The following is an 18,340-nucleotide window of genomic DNA, read 5'->3' as shown; positions in this document are numbered from 1 at the left end:
TGCGGGTGACCCGGATCGGCGAGGGTGACCTCCCGGCCCGGGGGCGCGGTCGGCGGGCACGCGCGCCCCGCGTCGGCCCGGTGGCCGGCCGGCCACGGGGCCCGGCGCACTCTCAGGTTTTCCCGGCTGAGGAGCCGGTCCCGCGGCCGTCCCGTCGTCGCCCCGGCCTCGTGGCGTTGCGCTGGGGCGAAAAGGGGTGGAAGGCTGGATAGCGGCACCGGTTCGGGGAGCACCCGGGAAGCATGCGGCACGCGTCGGGCGCAGCCAGTGCCCCGCGCGCCGGCCCGTCGTCGATCGCGGTGACGACGGGCTCGTCCCCACCACCTGGAGGTACCCGTGAACAGCGCCGACGGATGGGGTGACGACGTCTACCAGCCCGACGCGTCCGAGATCCAGGACGACGCGGGGCTGCTCGATGCCGAGGACACCCTGGACAACGACGGCGTCGGCGACCCTCTCGACCGTGGCTGGTCCCCGCCGGAGCGACCATGGGCGGTGGAGCGCAGCGGTGTGACGGCCGCGGAGCGCCACCAGGGCGAGACGCTGGACCAGCGTCTCGCCGAGGAGTTGCCCGACCTCGAAACTCCCGACGGCGACGGCCTCGGCGACTGCGAGGGCACCGACGGCGAACTCCTGGACAACGAGGTCGGCGCGGCCCGCTCCGGCCGGCTCGTCGCTCCCGACGAGGGCGCGCACGAGGACGAGGAGAGCGCGCTGGTCGCCACGGACGTCGGGATCGACGGCGCCGCGGCCTCGGCCGAGGAGGCCGCCATGCACATCGTCGACGAGGACGCCCTGTCCGGCTGAACCCGCCGTCGCAGCGTTCTCCGAGGAGCCTTCATGCAGCAGGACAAGCACCCCGACTACCACGAGGTCGTCTTCCGGGACCGCGCCGCCGGGTACGCCTTCCTCACCCGGTCCACCGCGACCAGCGGCGAGACCATCGAATGGGACGACGGCGAGACCTACCCGGTCGTGGACGTGGAGATCTCCTCGGAGAGCCACCCCTTCTACACCGGCAAGGCGCGCACGGTGGACTCGGAGGGCCGCGTCGCCCGCTTCGAGCGGCGCTACGGCGGCGCGGGCGCCGACCAGGCCTGAACGGTCGGCGCCTCCCCCGCTCAGATCACGTTGAGCGCCGCCGCGCAGCCCACGCCTCCGAGCAGCATGAACACCGGCATCAGCACCTTCAGCTCCACCCAGCTGCCCGCCCGGAAGCGCATGGCCTTCGGCGGGCCGATCGGATACCAGCGCTTGCGGCCCACCGGGATCGGCCACAGGATCGGGCAGCCCGACACCGTCAGCGCGTCCCCGATGTCGTGCACCAGCGCGCCCAGCACGATCGGCAGCCCAAGCCACAGGTACTCCTGGCCCGGCGCCGTGAACAACCAGTCCGCGCCGTTGCCCGGCTTGTCCAGGACGCCGGCGAGGATCCACGCGCTCGTCGCCGCCAGCAGCCACACCAGGACATCGGCGCTGGAGCCGCGGGTCGCCCGCCACAGCAGGCCCTCGATGGCCAGCACAATGTGCGCGAAGAGGATGCCCAGCACCGCCCAGCGGCCCCCGGTGATCGCCAGCACCGAGGCGCCGGCACCGATCAGGACCGCCCACAGCCAGGTGTGCGTGAGCGTGCGGTGACCGCCGGAGCGGCGCGGGTCGCCCTGCTTCTTGGTCGCCTTGTAGACGGCGTAGGAGAGCTTGTCGACGATCTCGCACAATCCCCGTGACAGCGGTCCGAAGGCCCGGGAGATGGTGGCCGCCTTGTGGTCGAGGTCCGGGGCCAGCGCCGCGCCGGCGCAGATCAGGGCGCCGACCAGGACGACGGGCCAGGGCATCGGGCGTCCCGCCGCCGCGGCCGCCGCCCCGACGCCGAGCCAGGCCGCGGCGCCCGACAGTGAGTGTGCTGGTCCCATCATGGCCGTTGCCCGCCCCATTCCTCGTGTGCCGCTGTCCAGTTGACGATGTGCGCTGACGTGTCGTCGGCGACACAGCGTAGCGTTCGCGATCTTCGTGTGGGCAGCCGATTCCCCCGTCGGCCGGGACGCCAGGCAAGATGGGTGGGTGACCCTCATCGATCAGCTGCCGCCGACCGCCGACCCCGACGCCCTCTACGAAGCCTTCGAGTCGTGGGCCGAGGAGCGCGGCCTGACCCTCTATCCCCACCAGGAGGAGGCGTTGATCGAGGCGGTCTCCGGCGCGAATGTGATCGTGTCGACGCCCACCGGCTCCGGCAAGAGCATGATCGCGGCGGGTGCCCACTTCGCCGCGCTCGCCCGGGACGAGGTCACCTTCTACACGGCTCCGATCAAGGCGCTGGTGTCGGAGAAGTTCTTCGAGCTGTGCAAGCTCTTCGGCACCGAGAACGTCGGCATGCTCACCGGCGACGCGTCCGTCAACGCCGACGCCCCGGTCATCTGCTGCACCGCGGAGGTCCTCGCCTCGATCGCGCTGCGCGACGGCAAGCACGCCGACGTCGGCCAGGTCGTCATGGACGAGTTCCACTTCTACGCGGAGGCGGACCGCGGCTGGGCCTGGCAGATCCCGATCCTCGAACTGCCGCAGGCCCAGTTCGTGCTGATGTCGGCCACGCTCGGCGACGTCTCGATGTTCGAGACGGACCTCACCCGCCGCACCGGCCGCCCGACGGCCGTGGTCCGCTCGGCGACCCGTCCCGTGCCGCTGTCGTACGAGTACAAACTCACCCCGCTCACCGAGACGCTGACCGAACTGCTGGAGACCAAGCAGGCGCCGGTCTACATCGTGCACTTCACGCAGGCCCAGGCCGTGGAGCGGGCGCAGGCGCTGATGAGCATCAACATGTGCACGCGCGAGGAGAAGGACCGGATCGCCGAGCTCATCGGCAACTTCCGCTTCACCACCAAGTTCGGCCGCAACCTCTCCCGTTACGTCCGGCACGGCATCGGTGTCCATCACGCGGGCATGCTGCCCAAGTACCGCCGCCTGGTGGAGAAGCTCGCCCAGGCGGGTCTGCTGAAGGTCATCTGCGGCACGGACACGCTGGGCGTGGGCGTCAATGTGCCCATCCGCACGGTGCTGTTCACGGCGCTGACGAAGTACGACGGCAGCCGTGTCCGCACCCTGCGCGCCCGGGAGTTCCACCAGATCGCGGGCCGCGCCGGTCGTGCGGGCTTCGACACGGCGGGCTTTGTCGTCGCCCAGGCGCCCGAGCATGTCATCGAGAACGAGAAGGCGCTGGCCAAGGCCGGCGACGACCCGAAGAAGCGCCGCAAGGTCGTCCGCAAGAAGGCACCCGAGGGCTTCGTCGGGTGGACCGAGAACACCTTCGAGAAGCTCATCGCCTCCGAGCCGGAGCCGCTGACCTCCCGCTTCCGCGTGACGCACACCATGCTGCTGTCGGTGATCGCCCGGCCCGGCAACGCCTTCGAGGCGATGCGGCATCTGCTGGAGGACAACCACGAGCCGCGCAAGCAGCAGCTGCGGCACATCCGGCGCGCGATCGCCATCTACCGCTCGCTCCTGGACGGCGGCATCGTCGAGAAGCTCGACCAGCCGGACGCCGAGGGCCGTATCGTCCGGCTCACCGTCGATCTCCAGCAGGACTTCGCCCTCAACCAGCCGCTGTCCACCTTCGCGCTGGCCGCATTCGAGCTGCTGGACCCGGACTCGCCGTCCTACGCCCTGGACATGGTGTCCGTCGTGGAGTCCACCCTGGACGACCCCCGGCAGATCCTCGTCGCCCAGCTGAACAAGGCCAAGGGCGAGGCCGTCGCCGCGATGAAGGCCGACGGCGTGGAGTACGAGGAGCGCATGGAGCGCCTCCAGGACATCTCCTACCCCAAGCCCCTGGAGGAGCTGCTCTTCCACGCGTACGACACCTACCGCAAGAGCCACCCGTGGGTCGGTGACCACCCCCTGTCGCCGAAGTCCGTCATCCGCGACATGTACGAACGGGCGATGTCCTTCACGGAGTTGGTGTCGTTCTACGAGCTGGCCCGGACCGAGGGCATCGTGCTGCGCTACCTGGCGAGCGCCTACAAGACCCTCGACCACAACATCCCGGACGATCTGAAGTCCGAGGACCTGCAGGATCTGATCGAGTGGCTGGGCGAGATGGTCCGCCAGGTCGACTCCAGCCTGCTGGACGAGTGGGAGCAGCTCGCCAACCCGGAGGAGATGACCGCGGAGGAGGCCCAGGAGAAGGCCGACGAGGTCAAGCCGGTCACCACCAACGCGCGTGCCTTCCGTGTCCTGGTCCGCAACGCGCTGTTCCGCCGTGTCGAGCTCGCCGCCCTCGACCACGTCGAGGAGCTGGGCGAGATGGACGCCGACGCCGGCTGGGACGCGGACGCCTGGGGCGAGGCCATGGACAAGTACTGGGACGAGTACGACGACCTCGGCACCGGCCCCAATGCCCGCGGCCCGAAGCTCCTGGTGATCGAGGAGGAGCCGGCGAACCGTCTGTGGCGCGTCCGCCAGATCTTCGACGACCCGAACGGGGACCATGACTGGGGCATCAGCGCGGAGGTCGACCTCACCGCCTCCGACGCGGAGGGCCGCGCGGTGGTCCGCGTCACCGACGTAGGCCAGTTGTGAGCACAGGAGAATCCCACCCATGACGACGAATCCGGCCGAGAGGCTCGTCGACCTGCTCGACCTGGAGCAGATCGAGGTCAACATCTTCCGTGGCCGCAGCCCCCACGAGTCCCTGCAGCGGGTCTTCGGCGGGCAGGTGGCGGGCCAGGCGCTGGTCGCCGCCGCGCGCACCACGGACGGCGACCGTCCGGTGCACTCGCTGCACGCGTACTTCCTGCGCCCGGGCCGGCCGGGTGTGCCGATCGTGTACCAGGTCGAACGGGTGCGGGACGGGCGGTCGTTCACGACCCGCCGGGTCACCGCGGTGCAGCAGGGCCGCACGATCTTCAATCTCACCGCCTCCTTTCACAAGCCTGAACAGGGGAGCTTCGAGCACCAGCTACCGCCGGCACGCGAGGTCCCGGACCCGGAGTCGCTGCCGACGGTCACCGACGAGATCCGGGAGCATCTGGGCGCGCTGCCGGAGCAGTTGGAGCGGATGGCGCGCCGCCAGCCCTTCGACATCCGCTACGTGGACCGGCTGCGCTGGACGCCGAAGGAGGTCAAGGACGCCGAGCCGCGCAGCGCGGTGTGGATGCGTGCGGTCGGACCGCTCGGGGACGACCCGGTCGTGCACACCTGCGCGCTGACCTACGCCAGTGACATGACCCTCCTGGACGCCGTGCGCATCCCGGTCGAACCCCTGTGGGGCCCACGGAGCTTCGACATCGCGTCCCTGGATCACGCGATGTGGTTCCACCGTCCCTTCCGCGCGGACGAGTGGTTCCTGTACGACCAGGAGTCGCCGATCGCCACGGGTGGGCGCGGTCTGGCCCGTGGGCGGATCTACGACCTCCAGGGACGGCTGCTGGTGTCGGTCGTCCAGGAGGGGCTGTTCCGAGCTCTGTAGGTCAGACGCTTCTGCGGCGCAGCCAGCCGAACAGCCGGTGCGGCGGCCCGGGTTCGTCCGGGACCGGCGCGCGTGTGGCCGGCTTCGCTGTGGGGCGCGGTGCGGGCCGGTGCTCGCGCGCCTCTTCCATGGCCTGTGCCAGGTCGGCCCGCAGCCAGCCGATCTCGTCGGCGTCCTCCGCCGTCATGATCCGCTCGCACAGGCGAGCGGCCGCGGAGCCCGGCGCTCCGTGCGCGGGCGGACCGGGCCGGAAGCGGTGCAGATGGGAGCGTTCGCAGGGGTCGGTGACGATCTCCGCGATCTGGACGGGGTCGAGGAAGGCCGCCACGGCTCCGGCCTGCTCCCAGGGGTCGTCGGTCTGCCGCAGCAGGGATCCCAGATGGCGTCCACGCCAGTTGCGCGGGCGCAGGTCCAGGCCGGCCCTCAGCTGGTCGCGCAGCCCTTCGGGGGTACGCGCCTTCAGCAGCGGGGTGTTTTTCTCGTCGGCCGCGAACTGCCTCAGTTCCTCGGCCAGGTACATCCAGACGACGGCCCGGTAGCGGTTGAGGTAGAAGTGCACGGGCACGACCAGGCCCAGACGGGCGAGGCGGGTGAACCGGCCGGGTGACACCTGCATCAGGGCCGCGCCTTCGGTGGTGCCGACGGTCCGCACACGCTCCAGCAGCAACTCGGGGAAGCCGTCGCCGGCCCGCACGCGCTCGATCTCCGAGCGGGCGACGCGCCGGGCCCCGCCTCCTCCTTCGTCGGGCACGGTCCGGATGTGGCCGAGGTGGACGGCGAGCTCGAACTCGCGTCGCTTCAGACCCAGTTCCCGGGCGGCGCGTCCGGTCGTGCAGGACGTGCCGTGCGGTTGGGTGATGGTGTCGCCTGTCATGGTCGCTCTCCCCCGTGGAGTCGGATGCTCACGCTGTGTGCGTTCGCCGTGACAGAACCGTAGCCAATCCGGCCGATCTCGGCGCAAGCCTGTGGATAACTCCACGGGGAAGCGAAAACGCGCAGGTCAGCGACCCAGGGGGGCTTCGCCGCCCGCCGTGGGGCGGGTAAATGGGCAGGGCGGATGCCCCGTAGCCCTTGATCAACACGGCGCCGCGGGGTGGCGGCGCAGGAGGCGAGGTCAGCTACCTGCACTTTTGCCCGCGCCGGTTCGTATTTACGCGTCAGAGCTCTGTGGTGGAATCCCGCTCGGGCTTGCGCGCATCGACCGCGAGGTGCTCGCCGACCCGGTTGACGAGCAGTGTCATCTCGTAGGCGATCTGGCCGATGTCGGCCTCCGCTCCGCTGAGGACGCACAGGCAGCTGCCGGTTCCGGCGGCGGTCACGAACAGGACGGCGTCGTCGAACTCGACCATCGTCTGGCGCACCCTGCCCGCGCCGAAGTGGTGGCCGGAGCCCTTCGCGAGGCTGTGCAACCCGGAGGAGACCGCGGCCAGATGCTCCGCATCCTCGCGGCGCAGCCCCGTGCTCGCGCCCGTCACCAGCCCGTCGTTGGACAGGACCAGCGCGTGCCGCACATGCTCCACACGCTCCGTCAGATCGTCCAGCAACCAGCCAAGTCCTTGATTCTGCGCCATGTCCTGTCTCCCCGTGAGATGTCTCCCCCCTGGCCGAGGGAGGATCTGCTCGCCAGCCTTCCGGACAAGCCGGGCTCCGGGCAAGGAGGATGGGGGCATGGCACAGAAGATGACCGACACGGAATGGCGCGAGTTCGTCTCGCACGGCACCCGCACCGCGAAGCTGTCCACGGTCCGGGTCGACGGAAGTCCGCACGTGGCCCCCATCTGGTTCCTCCTCGACGGGGACGAGGTGGTGTTCAACACCGGCAGCACCAGCGTGAAGGGGCGCAACATCGCCCGCGACGGCCGCGTCGCGCTGTGCGTGGACGACGACCGGCCACCGTTCGACTTCGTCGTACTGCAGGGCAAGGCGCAGATCTCGCAGGATCCCGAGCAGTTGAGGCACTGGGCCGCGCGCATCGGCGCCCGGTACATGGGCGAGGAACGCGCCGAGGAGTTCGGGGCCCGCAACGGCGTTCCGGGCGAACTCCTCGTCCGCGTAGCGATCGAGAAGGTCCTGGCGCACAAGTCCGTCGCGGACTGAGGCCGTTCAGCCCACCGAGTCGAGCAGCCGGGCGGTGTGCATCCGCCCGGCGTACTCGACGAGCCGGATGAGCACCTCCTTCCCCGAGTCGCGGTCCCGGGCGTCGCACAGCACCACGGGCGTTCCCTTGTCGAGGTCGAGCGCGCGCGAGACGTCGTGGGCGCCGTAGGCGCGGGCGCCCGCGAAGCAGTTGACGGCGACCACGAACGGGATGTGCCGGTGCTCGAAGTAGTCCACGGCGGGGAAGCAGTCCTCCAGGCGCCGGGTGTCGGCGAGGACGACAGCGCCGAGGGCTCCCTGGGAGAGTTCGTCCCACAGGAACCAGAAGCGGTCCTGGCCTGGCGTGCCGAACAGATAGAGCGAGAGGCCTGAGCGGATGGTGATGCGTCCGAAGTCCATCGCCACGGTGGTCGTGACCTTGTGATCCACGCCGTCGGTGTCGTCCACCAACTGACCCGCCTCGCTGAGCAGTTCCTCGGTACGCAGCGGCCTGATCTCGCTGACCGCGCCCACCAGGGTCGTCTTGCCCACGCCGAAACCGCCGGCGACCAGGATCTTCAACGCCAGGGCGGCCGTCTCGCCGCCCGGGTCAGCGGAGTTCTCGGAGACCATCGATCACTTCTCTCGGGAGTGCCGGCCACGGTCGGCGCCGTCAGGTGTGCATCGCGCAGTCACGGAACGTGCGTACGCGGCTTCAGTGCGTGTGTGCGAAGTCAGCATCATGACAACTCCGGTGCTCTCCCGAAGGATCCGACGCTTTTTGCCTTGTTGTGAGCTGTCATCTACAGCGCCCGCAATCCTTCGATCACTTCGCGCAGAATCCGCTCGTCGGGAAGCTGCGCGGGCGGCACCGGCCGGCTGACGGTGACACAGCCCGTTTCCAGGAGGTCGCCGAGGAGCACCCGGACGACGCCCACCGGAAGGTCGGCGCCCGCGGCGAGTTCGGCGACCGACTGCGTCTCGGGCCGGCACAGCTCGATCAGCGCCCGGTGTTCGGGGCCGAGCGCGGTCTCGTCATCGGGGCCGGGTGCGCCCGCGTCCAGCGTGACGAGCGCGATCAGGTCGAAGCGGACTCCGGTGGGACCGGGCTTGGTGCGCCCGCCCGTCATGGCGTACGGGCGGACGAGGGGCCCGGCCTCGTTGTCGTACCACTGGCTGCCCTGCTCGCGCGGGGCGCCCCTCAGGTCTTCGTCGTTCATCGGTACGGACCGCCTTCTGGCCTCAGCCCGCGGCGGGCGGCCGCGCGCCGATACGCGGCGCGGTGTAGAGGTGCTCGCCGACACGTTTCACCAGACGTGCCATCTCATACGCCACGAGGCCGATGTCGGCGGTCACGGCGGTCAGGACGGCGAGGCAGGAGCCGTCGCCCGCGGCGGCCACGAACAGGAAGCCTTCGTCCATCTCCACCATGGTCTGGCGCACGCCACCGGCGCCGAAGTGCCGGCCCGCGCCCTTGGCCAGACTGTGGAAGCCGGACGCGACCGCCGCGAGGTGCTCGGCGTCCTCGCGCCTGAGATCGGTGGACGCGCCGACGGCAAGACCGTCGTTGGAGAGCACGACCGCATGGCGCACCTCGCTCACGCGCAGCACCAGATCGTCCAGCAGCCAGTCGAGTTCGCCGGACCTCCCCCACTCTCGGCTTCGCTCGCGCGGGGGGACCCCCACGCCGTCCCTCATGCCGGGATCCTGGATCATGCGGGGTCTCCTTCGCTGCTGTCGCTGCGCACTGTCGAATCCGGGGCGGCACCGCGGTCCGGCTTCCGCCCGCCGCCGCGCGCCCAGCCGTCGCGGTACGCCGCCATGCGGTCCCGTACGAGCTCGGGTGTGCGCCGGTCGTCGCCCCCGTCGGCGGATGACCGGTTCGGCTCCTCGGCGTGCGGCTCGCGCAGTTGAGGGGCGAGGTTCGCCTGGCGGACGCGGCGGGGCAGGTCGTCGGAGCTGTCGGAGTCGTCCGGGGGGCGGTGCAGTCGCAAGGTGGTGACTCCGGGTGGCGGGGTCTCGGTGGTCGTCTTCGCGGCCACGGGTGCGGGGGCCACCAGCGCGGGCCGGTCTGCCGGTGCTTCCACCGGCTCCTGGTGCGCGGCGCCGCCGGTCACGCGCGCGTACTCGCGCTCGACGGCCTGGGGTGCCGCGGCGGCCTTGCGGGGGGAACGTTCCGCCGCTCCGCCGTGCAACAGCGAGGTGGGCAGCAGAACGACGGCGGTCGTGCCGCCGTAGGGCGAGGTGCGCAGGTGCACCTTGATGCCGTGCCGGGCGGCGAGCCTGCTCACCACGAAGAGACCGAGCCGGTCGCTGTCGAACAAGTCGAGCGCCTCGGACTGTTCGATACGGCGGTTGGCCTCGGCGAGGGTCTCCTTGCCCATGCCGAGGCCGCGGTCCTCGACCTCGACGGCGTAGCCGTTGCCCACGGGTTCGCCGGTGATGCGCACGCGGGTGTGGGGCGGCGAGAACTGGGCGGCGTTCTCGACGAGTTCCGCCAGCAGGTGGGTGAGGTCGGCGACGGCCGCGCCGATGACGGCCGCCTCGGGCAGCTGTCGTACCTCCACGCGAGCGTAGTCCTCGACCTCGGAGACGGCCGCGCGCACCACGTTGGTCAGCGAGACAGGCATGCGCCAGGCGCGGCCGGGTGCCGCGCCGGAGAGGATGATCAGGCTCTCCGCGTGGCGGCGCATACGGGTGGTGAGGTGGTCGAGCCGGAACAGGTCGCTCAGTTCGTTCGGATCGTCCGAGCGGCGCTCCATGCTGTCCAGCAGGCTGAGCTGACGGTGCACCAGGACCTGGCTGCGGCGGGCGAGGTTGACGAAGACCCCGGAGATGCCGCTGGCGAGTTCGGCGCGCTCGACGGCGGCGCGCACGGCGGCGCGGTGGACGGTGCCCAGTGCCTCGGCGACCTGTCCGGCCTCGTCCTCCGCGGGCGGTCCCGGCGGGGCCTCGGCACAGATGTCGATCTCCTCGCCCGCGCGAAGTCTCCGCATCGCCTCGGGGAGTTTGCGGCGGGCGATCTCCAGGGCGCTGTTGCGCAGGCTCACCAGCTCCACGACCAGTCCGCGGCCGATGCGTACCGAGATCACCAGCGAGGCGGCGACGGCGGCGAGGCCGAGGAGCACGGCGGCGCCGGCCGGGGTGAGCAGTCCGCGGGTGAAAGGGTCGGCCCGGTCCGCGACTCCGCGTCCCGCGTCGGCCTCGATGGTGCGCATCTCGTCCTGCACGCGCGCCAGTGCCCGGTCCCAGGCAGCCTGCGGGGCGGCGTCGATCGCGCGTGCCCCGGGTGCGGCGGCCAGGACCGCGTTCTCCGCGGCGCCCACGGCGGCGTAGTCACCGTCGGCGGCGAGCCTCTGCCAGGCGGTGCGCTCGGGGCCGCGCAGGTCGGCGACGGCGGCCTCGGTGAGGATACGGCGGGTTTCGACGGCGCCGGAGAACAGCCGCAGTCGCTCACCGTCGAGCTTGCCGGCCAGGCGTGCGCCGACCAGTACCGCGTCCTCCTGGGCCAACGCCTCTCCCGCGCGGGAGAATTCGAGCAGCACGCGCGCGTCGGAGCCGAGGTCGGCGTCCTGGATGCCGGTGAGCGCGCCGCCCACGGGGAAGGCGGCCGCGATGGTCTTCGTGTACCGCTCGTAGGTCTGGTCCCAGCCGGCCCTGCGGTCGAGCACGGCGGTGCGCAGCGAGCCGAGTTGCTCGGCGCCGGTGACGAACTCGTCGAGCCGCTGGGCCACTCCGGGGGGCAGCTCCTCGGCGTCCGCGACGGTGTTGTCGTCGCCCAGGCGCAGCTCGGCCACGGCCGCGTCGGTGCGTTCGGTGAGCTTCTTGTAGTCGCCGCCCGGCACGGCGGAGGGGTCGGTGGCGAGCCGTACCGCGGTCGCGCGCTCGGTCTGGAGGGCGGCGACGGCGGCTGCGACGGGGGCCCGGATCTCGGCGTCGACGCGCTGGACCTGCCGCAGCCTGGAGACGTCCTGCGCGGTGGTGACGGTGGCGTAGGCCCACAGGGCCAGCAGCGAGACCACCGGAACCATCAGCAGACAGACGATCTTGGCTCGGACGGTACGCGGCCGTATCCGCCAGCGTCCTCCGCGCGCGGGCGCCTCCTCGGCTACCGCGCCCGCGGGTTCGTCCGGGATTTCGTCGGCGGGTGGTCCCGCGTGGGCGCGGCGGCCGCGCACGGGGGGTGGGGGCGGCGTGTCGGCGCCGGGTGGGGTGGTCCTCCGGGGTGTACGCATGGCCTCCTCGCTCGGAAGTGGTTCGTCGGGGCGTGCCGGTGGCTAACGGGCGACGCTCTCGACCGGCCGCTGGGCGGAGGCGGAGGCCTCGCGCTCCCCCGTCGTCGGGGACAGGCCGACGAAGGCCGAGGTCAGGAAGAGATAGGACCCGAGGCCGACGGCGAGGGGGAAGATGAACTGCATCGCCGTGGCCCCGGGCAGGACGTCCCCGCCGGGCGTGACCCGTACGCTCACCGCGAACATCCCGGTGTAGTGCATGCTGCTCACCGCCGCGCCCATGATCAGGGAGGCGACGGTGACGGCTACAGGTGACTTGATGTTGAGCGCCGCCCACAGTGCCGCCGTGGCGGCGACGACGGAGATCAGCACCGAGAGGCCGACGAGGACGGGGTCGTAGTTCAGTTCGCCGTGCAGGCGGACGGCCGCCATGCCCAGGTAGTGCATGCTGGCCACGCCGAGCCCCGTGGTCAGGCCGCCCAGGAAGAGCGCGCGTGTGCGGTCGCGGCTGTAGCCGACGGCGAAGACACCGGCGCAGACGACGGCCATGGCGACGAGCAGGCTCGCGATGGTGAGCGGCACGTCGTAGCGGATGTCGGTGCCGCTGACGCTGAAGCCCAGCATGGCCACGAAGTGCATGGTCCAGATACCTGTGCCGATGGCCGAGGCGGCCGTGACGAGCCAGTTGCGGCGCGAGCGGCCGGTGGCGCCGAGGGCGCGGACGGTGCAGCGCAGCCCCAACGCGGCGCCGATGCAGGCCATGGCGTACGACAGTGCGGGTGTCAGCCACCCCAGGGCGGCGTAGTCCATGTGTCCCATGACCCAGGGACGCTAGTCGGGGCAGGGGCTCACAAAGGGGGCGCATTTCGAAAGGTGTTGAAATATGACACGGAAGCCTCCCTGAACGATCGCCTCCGCTCGAACGTGTGCGCCTCTGCGTCATCCCTGTCGGTGAGGGCATCACTCCCACCAGTGAGGGATCATGCGGAACATGAGCGACGACCACACACACGTCCAGGAGTTCTTCACCGCCCGAGCCGCCGACTGGGACGACAGGTTCCCCGACGACGGCCCCGCTTACGCGGCCGCGGTCGCCGACCTCGGGCTGCGCGAGGGGGACCGCGTACTCGACGCCGGCTGCGGCACCGGACGGGCCCTGCCGCCCCTGCGTGCGGCCGTGGGGCCCTCGGGAGTGGTCCTCGGGGCCGATCTGACCCCGGCCATGCTGGAGGCCGCCGTACGGGCGGGACGGCACCGGGAGGGGCAGCTGCTGCTCACCGACGTGGCGGTGCTCCCGCTGCGCTCGGGATCGCTGGACGCCGTCTTCGGGGCGGGACTCATCGCGCATCTGCCCCATCCAGCGGAGAATCTGCGGGAGTTGGCCCGTGCGGTGCGACCGGGCGGCACACTGGCGTTGTTCCACCCGATCGGCAGGGCGGCCCTCGCGGCCCGTCAGGGGCGGCAGATCACCCCGGACGATCTGCGGGCGGAGCCCAACCTCCGCTCGCTGCTGGCCGGTTCCGGGTGGCGCATGACGTCGTACGTCGACGAGGACGACCGCTTCCTGGCGCTCGCGGTGCGAGAGAGCTGACCCTCACACCTGCCCGGCGACCGCGGCAGCGAAGACGTCAGGGTTGTCGAACATGACGTTGTGGCCGGCGCCTGGCACCATCACCACGCGCACACCCGCCGCCTCCAGGGCGTGCCTGTCCTCCAGGGCACCGCTCAACTCGCCCTGCAGATACACGCGCTCGACGGGGATGTCTTCGAGGATCTCGCGCATCACGGGCCGCGAACCAAGGACGAGCCCCACCGCGGTGCGGTGCAGCGCGCGCGGGTCGGCCAGGCGCATCGTGGCCGCCCACAGCGGTCCGACCTTCTCCAGCACGCGCGCGTGACCGCCGTCGACGAAGGCGTCCTCCTCGTGGGAGGCGATGCCGCTGCTTCCCGCGGTGGGCGGCGGGAAGGCGTCGAGGTTGGCCTCCGTCAGGACCAGCCGGGAGACGAGTTCGGGGCGCCGATGGGCGAGCACGATGGCGACGGCGCCGCCCAGGCTGTGCGCGACCAACTCGGCGCCGGTCAGTCCCGCGGCGTCCAGTACGGCCGCCAGGGCGTCGGCGTGCTCCTCCAGGGTGTAGCCGAAATGCTGGGGCCGATCACTGATGCCGTGCCCCGGCAGATCGACGAAGAGGCTGCGCCGGCCCGTGAGTTCGGCACGGGCGGCGATGTGCGCGTGATACACGGAGGACACCGATCCCAGCCCGTGCACATACACGCGCGCGGGTTCATCGCCCGGCGTCTCCGTCCACCGGACACAGCTCCCCTTGCCGTCGAACTCGGCCTGCTTCATCGCGTCGCCCTCGCCGTGCGCCAATGGTCACCCAGGAGAATACATCGGAACCGATGTATAGCCAGACCGATGCATTACCCGCGCGGTTGCGCGAGGATGTGGCCATGCTGGAGCTCGCCATCCTCGGTTTCCTCTACGACGCCCCCCTGCACGGCTATGAGCTGCGCAAGCGCATCACCGCACTCACGGGGCACGTGCGTCCGATCGCGGAGAGCACGCTCTACCCGGCGATCAAGCGCCTGGAGACAGCGGGCCTGTTGGAGCGCGCCACCGAGCCCGGTGCCGTGGCGGCTCCCCGCCATGTCCTGACGCTCACCGAGGAGGGCAGGCGGGACCTGCGGCGGCGGCTCGCCGAACCCGTCCAGCGCGACATCACCGACGAGAACCGCTGGTTCACCGTGCTGGCCTTCCTCCGGCACCTGGACGACGCGAAGGCCCAGACGACCGTGCTGCGTCGCCGCCTCGCGTTCCTGGAGGAACCCGCCAGCTTCTTCTACGACGGCGACCGGCCGCTCAGCGCCGAGGAGTTCGACGACCCCTTCCGGCGCGGCATCCTGACCATCGCGCGCGCCACCTCGCGGGCCGAACTGGGCTGGCTCCGGGAGACGATCGCCTCGCTCGAAGACTGACGGCGTACCGGGCTCCGGGTGGGTACCCGAGGCTCTTGACCGCGCCGTCCCCCTTCTGCCGCCGGAACTCCAACTCTACGTTGAGCAGCAGGAGATGGACGATCAGCCATGGCACCACGCAGGGGGAAGGTGGGCAGCATGTTCGGCAAGGTCCGACAGTCCTGGGGGAGAGTTCTGGATGCCTGGCGCACGGAGCCGAACGCCGATCAGGACACGCGTACGCACAATCTGTTCGAGGCCGCCGCGGCCTATGTCTCGGCCTGCGCGGAGGACGACCAGGAGCGCATCGACGAGGCCGCCGGGTGGGTGTCACCGGAGGCGCTGTCGTTCGGGGTGAACGAGCTGGCGTGCCGGGCCGTCATCGCCCTCGCGCGGGAACGCGACGAGTCCCCCCGGACCGTCGCGCGGAGCCTCCTCGGCCTTCCGGCCGCCTGACCGCCCTGCGAAGGAAGGTCGATTTCACCCCCTCCAGCCGGAAAACTGCAGCTCCGGATGGCTGGGGAGTCGTGACAAGGGCCTTCCGCTCGCACTAGGGTGCGCGCCGATGGACGAACCGATGGGGAGGCTGGGATGGCCGGGACGGACGAGGACGCCGTCGCCGCCGAGGACGACGCGCTTTACGTGCTCACGGCGGTGCTGCTGACGCCGGCGAAGTTCCCGAGCGTGCTGGGCGACGACTATCCGGAGGCATGCGCGGCGCTCGGTCTCGCGCCGCTCGCCGACGGGTACGGGCTGGTGCTCGGCCAGGACGGCGACGGCGCCCGCTGGACGGTCGTCATCGACGACGTCTCGCTGGTCGCGGTCGCCATCGCGTCCTGGGACTGCGGCATGGAGTACGACCTGTCACCGGACGAGCGCACGGTCGTCGCCGCCCTGCCCGGCTGGCCCCTGGCCGTCGCCGTCGCGGCCCCCAATGTGCCCCCGCCGCACGACCCCGGGCCCGACGTCGCGGAGGGGCCGCCCCTGGCGCCGCCGGACACCTCCGTGTGGGGCCCGGCGCAGCGTCGGCTGGGCGCCGACGAGATCGCCCTGCAGTGGGCCCTGTGGCGCGAGCAGATCGACGACGCAGACTTCCCGACCCCCGGGGGCGGCTCCGAGGCTGCCGAGAGCCAGGAGGCGCCGCTGGAAGCCGCGGAGGACGCCGCTGCGGAGGCCTCGGGCGAGTCCTCGGACGGGGGCGAGCCGAAGCCGAAGGGGCACAGCGGCATTCGCCGGGTTCTCGCCGAGGCACGCGCGTATGTGGAGACCCCGCCGCCCCTCGGACGGGTCCGGTCCGCCTTCGCGTCGGGTGACGCCCGCACCCTGCGTGCCGACGGTCCCGGTTGGTCGCTCGTGGCCAGGACCGACGACATCGCCTTCGTGCTGCTCGACGAGGAGCCCGGCGAAGTTCTGCCGGTGGGGCGCGGTCCGGAGCTGCCGGGCCTCCTGGAGGCGCTCGACAAGATGGCCGTACGCCCCAGCTGAGGCCGTGCGTACCGGGCCTCACCCGGTGTCGACGAAGAGTGCTTCCATGGCGGTGTCCGGGTCGCAGTGGCCGCGCAGGGCGTCGAGTTCCTGCCGCCAGTGCGCTTCCCAGGCGGTCGCGAGCCCTCCGGCGCGCACCAGCGCCACCGCCAGCAGCCCGGACACGGGCGTTCCACGGACGCGCAGGCTCCGGGCCACGGCGAGCGCGGCGGCACGCGCGTGTGCCCGGTTGAGGTTCACCGGCATGTCGTACGCCGACGGCAGCCGCCCCGGCCCCGCCTCGCACACGCGAACCAGCCGGTCCCACCGGTGCTCGTCGGGACGACCGCGCGCCACGGCCCCCAGAGCGACGGTCCAGCACAGATGCGCGGCGTCGGCATGGAGCCCGGCGGCCTCCAGCATCTCGGTCAGCGCGTCGAGCACCGACAGCCCGGCCCGGCCGCCCTGTCCCAGCCGCACCCCCTGGGCCAGCGCGTGCAGCCGACGCAGCGCCCCCACCCGGATCGACGGGTCCGGATCACGCGCCCGCCTCGCGTCCTACGGCGAGCGCCGCGCGATCGGGTCGCCCGGTGACCGCCGCTCGTTCGGCGACGCGGTACAGCAGCCGCCGGACGGCGCGGTGGGTGCCGCTCGTCGAGTCGCGCGACTGGACGGCGGTGAGGGTCGCGTCACGCAGGACGCGCTCAGGGAGGGCGGACAGCAGGTGGGGGGCCGCTTCGGCCAGTTGCTCCAGGGTTGCCCGGCGCACCTCGTCCCGGTCGTGCCAGGCGCGCTCGCAGTCCACGGCGATGCGGGCGAACTCTTCGGGGTCGCCTTCGAGTTCGGCGCAGGCCAGCAGGGCGGGCCAGGCGAGGGCGCGTTCGAAGGACCGGTGGTTGTCGGTGAGCTCGCGCAGGCGAGGTTCGCCCTCGGCGAGAGGCAGGACGGCTGCCCGGCGGGCGGTGGTCCGGGGCAGTCTGCGGGCTCTCTGCTGGAACAGGGGGGCGGTCAGAGCCGCGCGGTCGGAGGGTTCCAGGGCCGCGAGCGCGCTCAGGGGCAGGTCACCGGGCCGTTTGCGGTCGTCGCCGACGCCTTCGACGACGCGCCGTCGGTCGGCGGGCGGCAGGCGGAGCAGCATGCTGTCGGGGGTTGTCTCAAGCCGTTCGAGGCGGCCTCTGCGGCTCCCCTTGGCGGGGCAGTACGCGGCCAGCGCCGCGAGATCCTCGACGGGAAGTTCCAGCAGCGCCTTCTGCACTGCCGGGGGCAAGGGCCCGGTGGGGAGGGGGTGGCGGGGAGGGCGGCCGTCGGTGTCCGGGTCTGACGCGCGCAGGACGGCGAGCGCCTCGGCGGGCCGGTGCAGCGCGGAGAGCACCCCTCGCGGGGTGAGCAGATCGGGCGCCCGCTCCAGAAGCAGGAGCGCCGCTCCGGGGTCTCGGCTCGCGGCGACCGACGCCACGCTCCTGTGCCGGTGGGCGAACGTGTAGGCGGTCTGCTGGGCGTACTGGGCGCGTTGGGCCGCCAGGTACGCGGCGACCGCTCGGGGAGCCGTGCGGGCCAGGGAGTTGAGGGTCCCGGGTTCCGGTTCCAGACGCGACAGCCAGGCTGCCACGGTGTCCGCGGAGCAGGCGGGCAGCAGGGCGGCCGCGTCCCGGGCGCCGTGGCGTGTGTGGACGTCGGGCAGCAGTCGTGCGGCGAGTGCCTGGCGGCGGCTGATTCTGAGGAGCCGGTAGGTGTCGTGGCGGGTGGCCCTGACCTCGCTCAAGGCCAGTTCTTCCAGAGCCTGTTCAGGGATCGGCAGCCGCAGTGCGGCCGATCGTGCGCGGCGGCCGAGCAGCGGGTCCGCCAGGGCGGCGGCCACTCACTCGGTGTCCCGGCGGGCGACGGCGAGGAACAGGCCGGTGTGCCGGTCGTCCGGCTCGCCGCCGTCGAGGGCCCGGCGCAGGGTCTCGTAGGCGTCCGGGGTGAGTGCGCGGGCGTAGCGCGCCAAGGCGCTCATACGCGCTGGGAAGGGAAGGGGTTCGAAGTGGGCCCTGAGCCAACCCAGTGTCAGGGGCGCGGGCGGGGTCTGGGGCTCGGAGGACGGCGTCCGGGACGCCTCATGTGCGGCCATCAGCGCTCACCGTGGAGTCGCTGGGCCTCCTTTCCA

General features: G+C 71.8%; 21 protein-coding genes. 9 read left to right on the top strand and 12 right to left on the bottom strand.

Features of this window, described 5'->3' with window-relative positions:
• Positions 1–336: 336 nt before the first annotated feature.
• The gene (locus RMT89_RS12955; RefSeq protein ID WP_315883864.1) at positions 337–807 is read left to right on the top strand and encodes a DUF5709 domain-containing protein; all 471 of its coding nucleotides are present in this window, start codon (positions 337–339) and stop codon (positions 805–807) included.
• 33 nt (positions 808–840) lie between these two features.
• On the top strand, positions 841–1,101 hold the full coding sequence (locus RMT89_RS12950; RefSeq protein ID WP_315883863.1) for a type B 50S ribosomal protein L31: 261 nt from the start codon (positions 841–843) through the stop codon (positions 1,099–1,101).
• Positions 1,102–1,121: 20 nt separating this feature from the next.
• On the opposite strand, the gene RMT89_RS12945 is transcribed toward RMT89_RS12950, so the two are convergent.
• On the bottom strand, positions 1,122–1,916 hold the full coding sequence (locus tag RMT89_RS12945) for a metal-dependent hydrolase (protein WP_315883862.1): 795 nt from the start codon (positions 1,914–1,916) through the stop codon (positions 1,122–1,124).
• 145 nt (positions 1,917–2,061) lie between these two features.
• Here RMT89_RS12945 and RMT89_RS12940 point away from each other — a divergent pair, with 145 nt between their 5' ends.
• Both RMT89_RS12940 and RMT89_RS12935 read left to right on the top strand, forming a co-directional pair.
• Positions 2,062–4,575 (top strand): DUF3516 domain-containing protein, encoded by a 2,514-nt coding sequence (locus RMT89_RS12940; protein WP_315883861.1) that lies wholly within the window; start codon positions 2,062–2,064, stop codon positions 4,573–4,575.
• 19 nt (positions 4,576–4,594) lie between these two features.
• Positions 4,595–5,464, top strand: coding sequence for an acyl-CoA thioesterase II (locus RMT89_RS12935; RefSeq protein WP_315883860.1), 870 nt, complete (start codon positions 4,595–4,597; stop codon positions 5,462–5,464).
• A gap of 1 nt (position 5,465) precedes the next feature.
• Here RMT89_RS12935 and RMT89_RS12930 read toward each other — a convergent pair whose 3' ends face one another.
• Complete coding sequence (locus RMT89_RS12930) at positions 5,466–6,338, bottom strand: DUF6397 family protein (RefSeq protein ID WP_315883859.1); 873 nt, start codon at positions 6,336–6,338, stop codon at positions 5,466–5,468.
• 283 nt (positions 6,339–6,621) lie between these two features.
• Positions 6,622–7,035 (bottom strand): roadblock/LC7 domain-containing protein, encoded by a 414-nt coding sequence (locus RMT89_RS12925; RefSeq protein WP_315883858.1) that lies wholly within the window; start codon positions 7,033–7,035, stop codon positions 6,622–6,624.
• Between the two features lie 97 nt (positions 7,036–7,132).
• Here RMT89_RS12925 and RMT89_RS12920 point away from each other — a divergent pair, with 97 nt between their 5' ends.
• The gene (locus RMT89_RS12920) at positions 7,133–7,561 is read left to right on the top strand and encodes a PPOX class F420-dependent oxidoreductase (RefSeq protein ID WP_315883857.1); all 429 of its coding nucleotides are present in this window, start codon (positions 7,133–7,135) and stop codon (positions 7,559–7,561) included.
• Positions 7,562–7,567: 6 nt separating this feature from the next.
• On the opposite strand, the gene RMT89_RS12915 is transcribed toward RMT89_RS12920, so the two are convergent.
• The 5 genes from RMT89_RS12915 to RMT89_RS12895 form a co-directional block, all read right to left on the bottom strand.
• Positions 7,568–8,173, bottom strand: coding sequence for an ATP/GTP-binding protein (locus RMT89_RS12915; protein ID WP_315883856.1), 606 nt, complete (start codon positions 8,171–8,173; stop codon positions 7,568–7,570).
• A 170-nt stretch (positions 8,174–8,343) separates the two neighbouring features.
• Complete coding sequence (locus tag RMT89_RS12910) at positions 8,344–8,760, bottom strand: DUF742 domain-containing protein (RefSeq protein WP_315883855.1); 417 nt, start codon at positions 8,758–8,760, stop codon at positions 8,344–8,346.
• Between the two features lie 22 nt (positions 8,761–8,782).
• Positions 8,783–9,256: a roadblock/LC7 domain-containing protein gene (locus RMT89_RS12905; RefSeq protein ID WP_399498048.1), complete on the bottom strand. Its 474-nt coding sequence runs from the start codon at positions 9,254–9,256 to the stop codon at positions 8,783–8,785.
• Positions 9,253–11,775 carry an ATP-binding protein gene (locus RMT89_RS12900; RefSeq protein ID WP_315883854.1) on the bottom strand — a complete coding sequence of 841 codons (2,523 nt, stop codon included), beginning with the start codon at positions 11,773–11,775 and terminating at the stop codon, positions 9,253–9,255. The genes RMT89_RS12905 and RMT89_RS12900 overlap by 4 nt, the downstream gene beginning before the upstream one ends.
• Positions 11,776–11,817: 42 nt before the next feature.
• Positions 11,818–12,591 carry an MHYT domain-containing protein gene (locus tag RMT89_RS12895; RefSeq protein ID WP_315883853.1) on the bottom strand — a complete coding sequence of 258 codons (774 nt, stop codon included), beginning with the start codon at positions 12,589–12,591 and terminating at the stop codon, positions 11,818–11,820.
• Positions 12,592–12,763: 172 nt separating this feature from the next.
• On the opposite strand from RMT89_RS12895, the gene RMT89_RS12890 reads away from it, so the two are divergent.
• Positions 12,764–13,363 (top strand): methyltransferase domain-containing protein, encoded by a 600-nt coding sequence (locus RMT89_RS12890; protein WP_315883852.1) that lies wholly within the window; start codon positions 12,764–12,766, stop codon positions 13,361–13,363.
• Positions 13,364–13,366: 3 nt separating this feature from the next.
• On the opposite strand, the gene RMT89_RS12885 is transcribed toward RMT89_RS12890, so the two are convergent.
• Positions 13,367–14,122 (bottom strand): alpha/beta hydrolase, encoded by a 756-nt coding sequence (locus RMT89_RS12885; RefSeq protein ID WP_315883851.1) that lies wholly within the window; start codon positions 14,120–14,122, stop codon positions 13,367–13,369.
• 104 nt (positions 14,123–14,226) lie between these two features.
• On the opposite strand from RMT89_RS12885, the gene RMT89_RS12880 reads away from it, so the two are divergent.
• The 3 genes from RMT89_RS12880 to RMT89_RS12870 all read left to right on the top strand — a co-directional run bounded on the left by RMT89_RS12880 (position 14,227) and on the right by RMT89_RS12870 (position 16,215).
• Positions 14,227–14,751, top strand: a complete 525-nt coding sequence (locus RMT89_RS12880; protein ID WP_315883850.1) for a PadR family transcriptional regulator — start codon at positions 14,227–14,229, stop codon at positions 14,749–14,751.
• Positions 14,752–14,889: 138 nt separating this feature from the next.
• Positions 14,890–15,186, top strand: coding sequence for a hypothetical protein (locus tag RMT89_RS12875; RefSeq protein WP_315883933.1), 297 nt, complete (start codon positions 14,890–14,892; stop codon positions 15,184–15,186).
• A 135-nt stretch (positions 15,187–15,321) separates the two neighbouring features.
• On the top strand, positions 15,322–16,215 hold the full coding sequence (locus RMT89_RS12870) for a hypothetical protein (RefSeq protein ID WP_315883849.1): 894 nt from the start codon (positions 15,322–15,324) through the stop codon (positions 16,213–16,215).
• An 18-nt stretch (positions 16,216–16,233) separates the two neighbouring features.
• On the opposite strand, the gene RMT89_RS12865 is transcribed toward RMT89_RS12870, so the two are convergent.
• The 3 genes from RMT89_RS12865 to RMT89_RS12855 are packed head-to-tail and all read right to left on the bottom strand — an operon-like array spanning position 16,234 to position 18,190.
• Positions 16,234–16,713 carry a hypothetical protein gene (locus tag RMT89_RS12865; protein WP_315883848.1) on the bottom strand — a complete coding sequence of 160 codons (480 nt, stop codon included), beginning with the start codon at positions 16,711–16,713 and terminating at the stop codon, positions 16,234–16,236.
• A gap of 19 nt (positions 16,714–16,732) precedes the next feature.
• On the bottom strand, positions 16,733–18,052 hold the full coding sequence (locus RMT89_RS12860; RefSeq protein WP_315883847.1) for a hypothetical protein: 1,320 nt from the start codon (positions 18,050–18,052) through the stop codon (positions 16,733–16,735).
• Positions 18,053–18,190, bottom strand: a complete 138-nt coding sequence (locus tag RMT89_RS12855) for a hypothetical protein (RefSeq protein WP_315883846.1) — start codon at positions 18,188–18,190, stop codon at positions 18,053–18,055.
• Positions 18,191–18,340: the final 150 nt, after the last annotated feature.

Source organism: Streptomyces sp. P17 (assembly GCF_032436805.1).
Classification (GTDB): domain Bacteria; phylum Actinomycetota; class Actinomycetes; order Streptomycetales; family Streptomycetaceae; genus Streptomyces.
The sequence above is the reverse complement of the archived record's forward strand: the minus strand, read 5'-3'. Positions and strand labels throughout refer to the sequence as shown.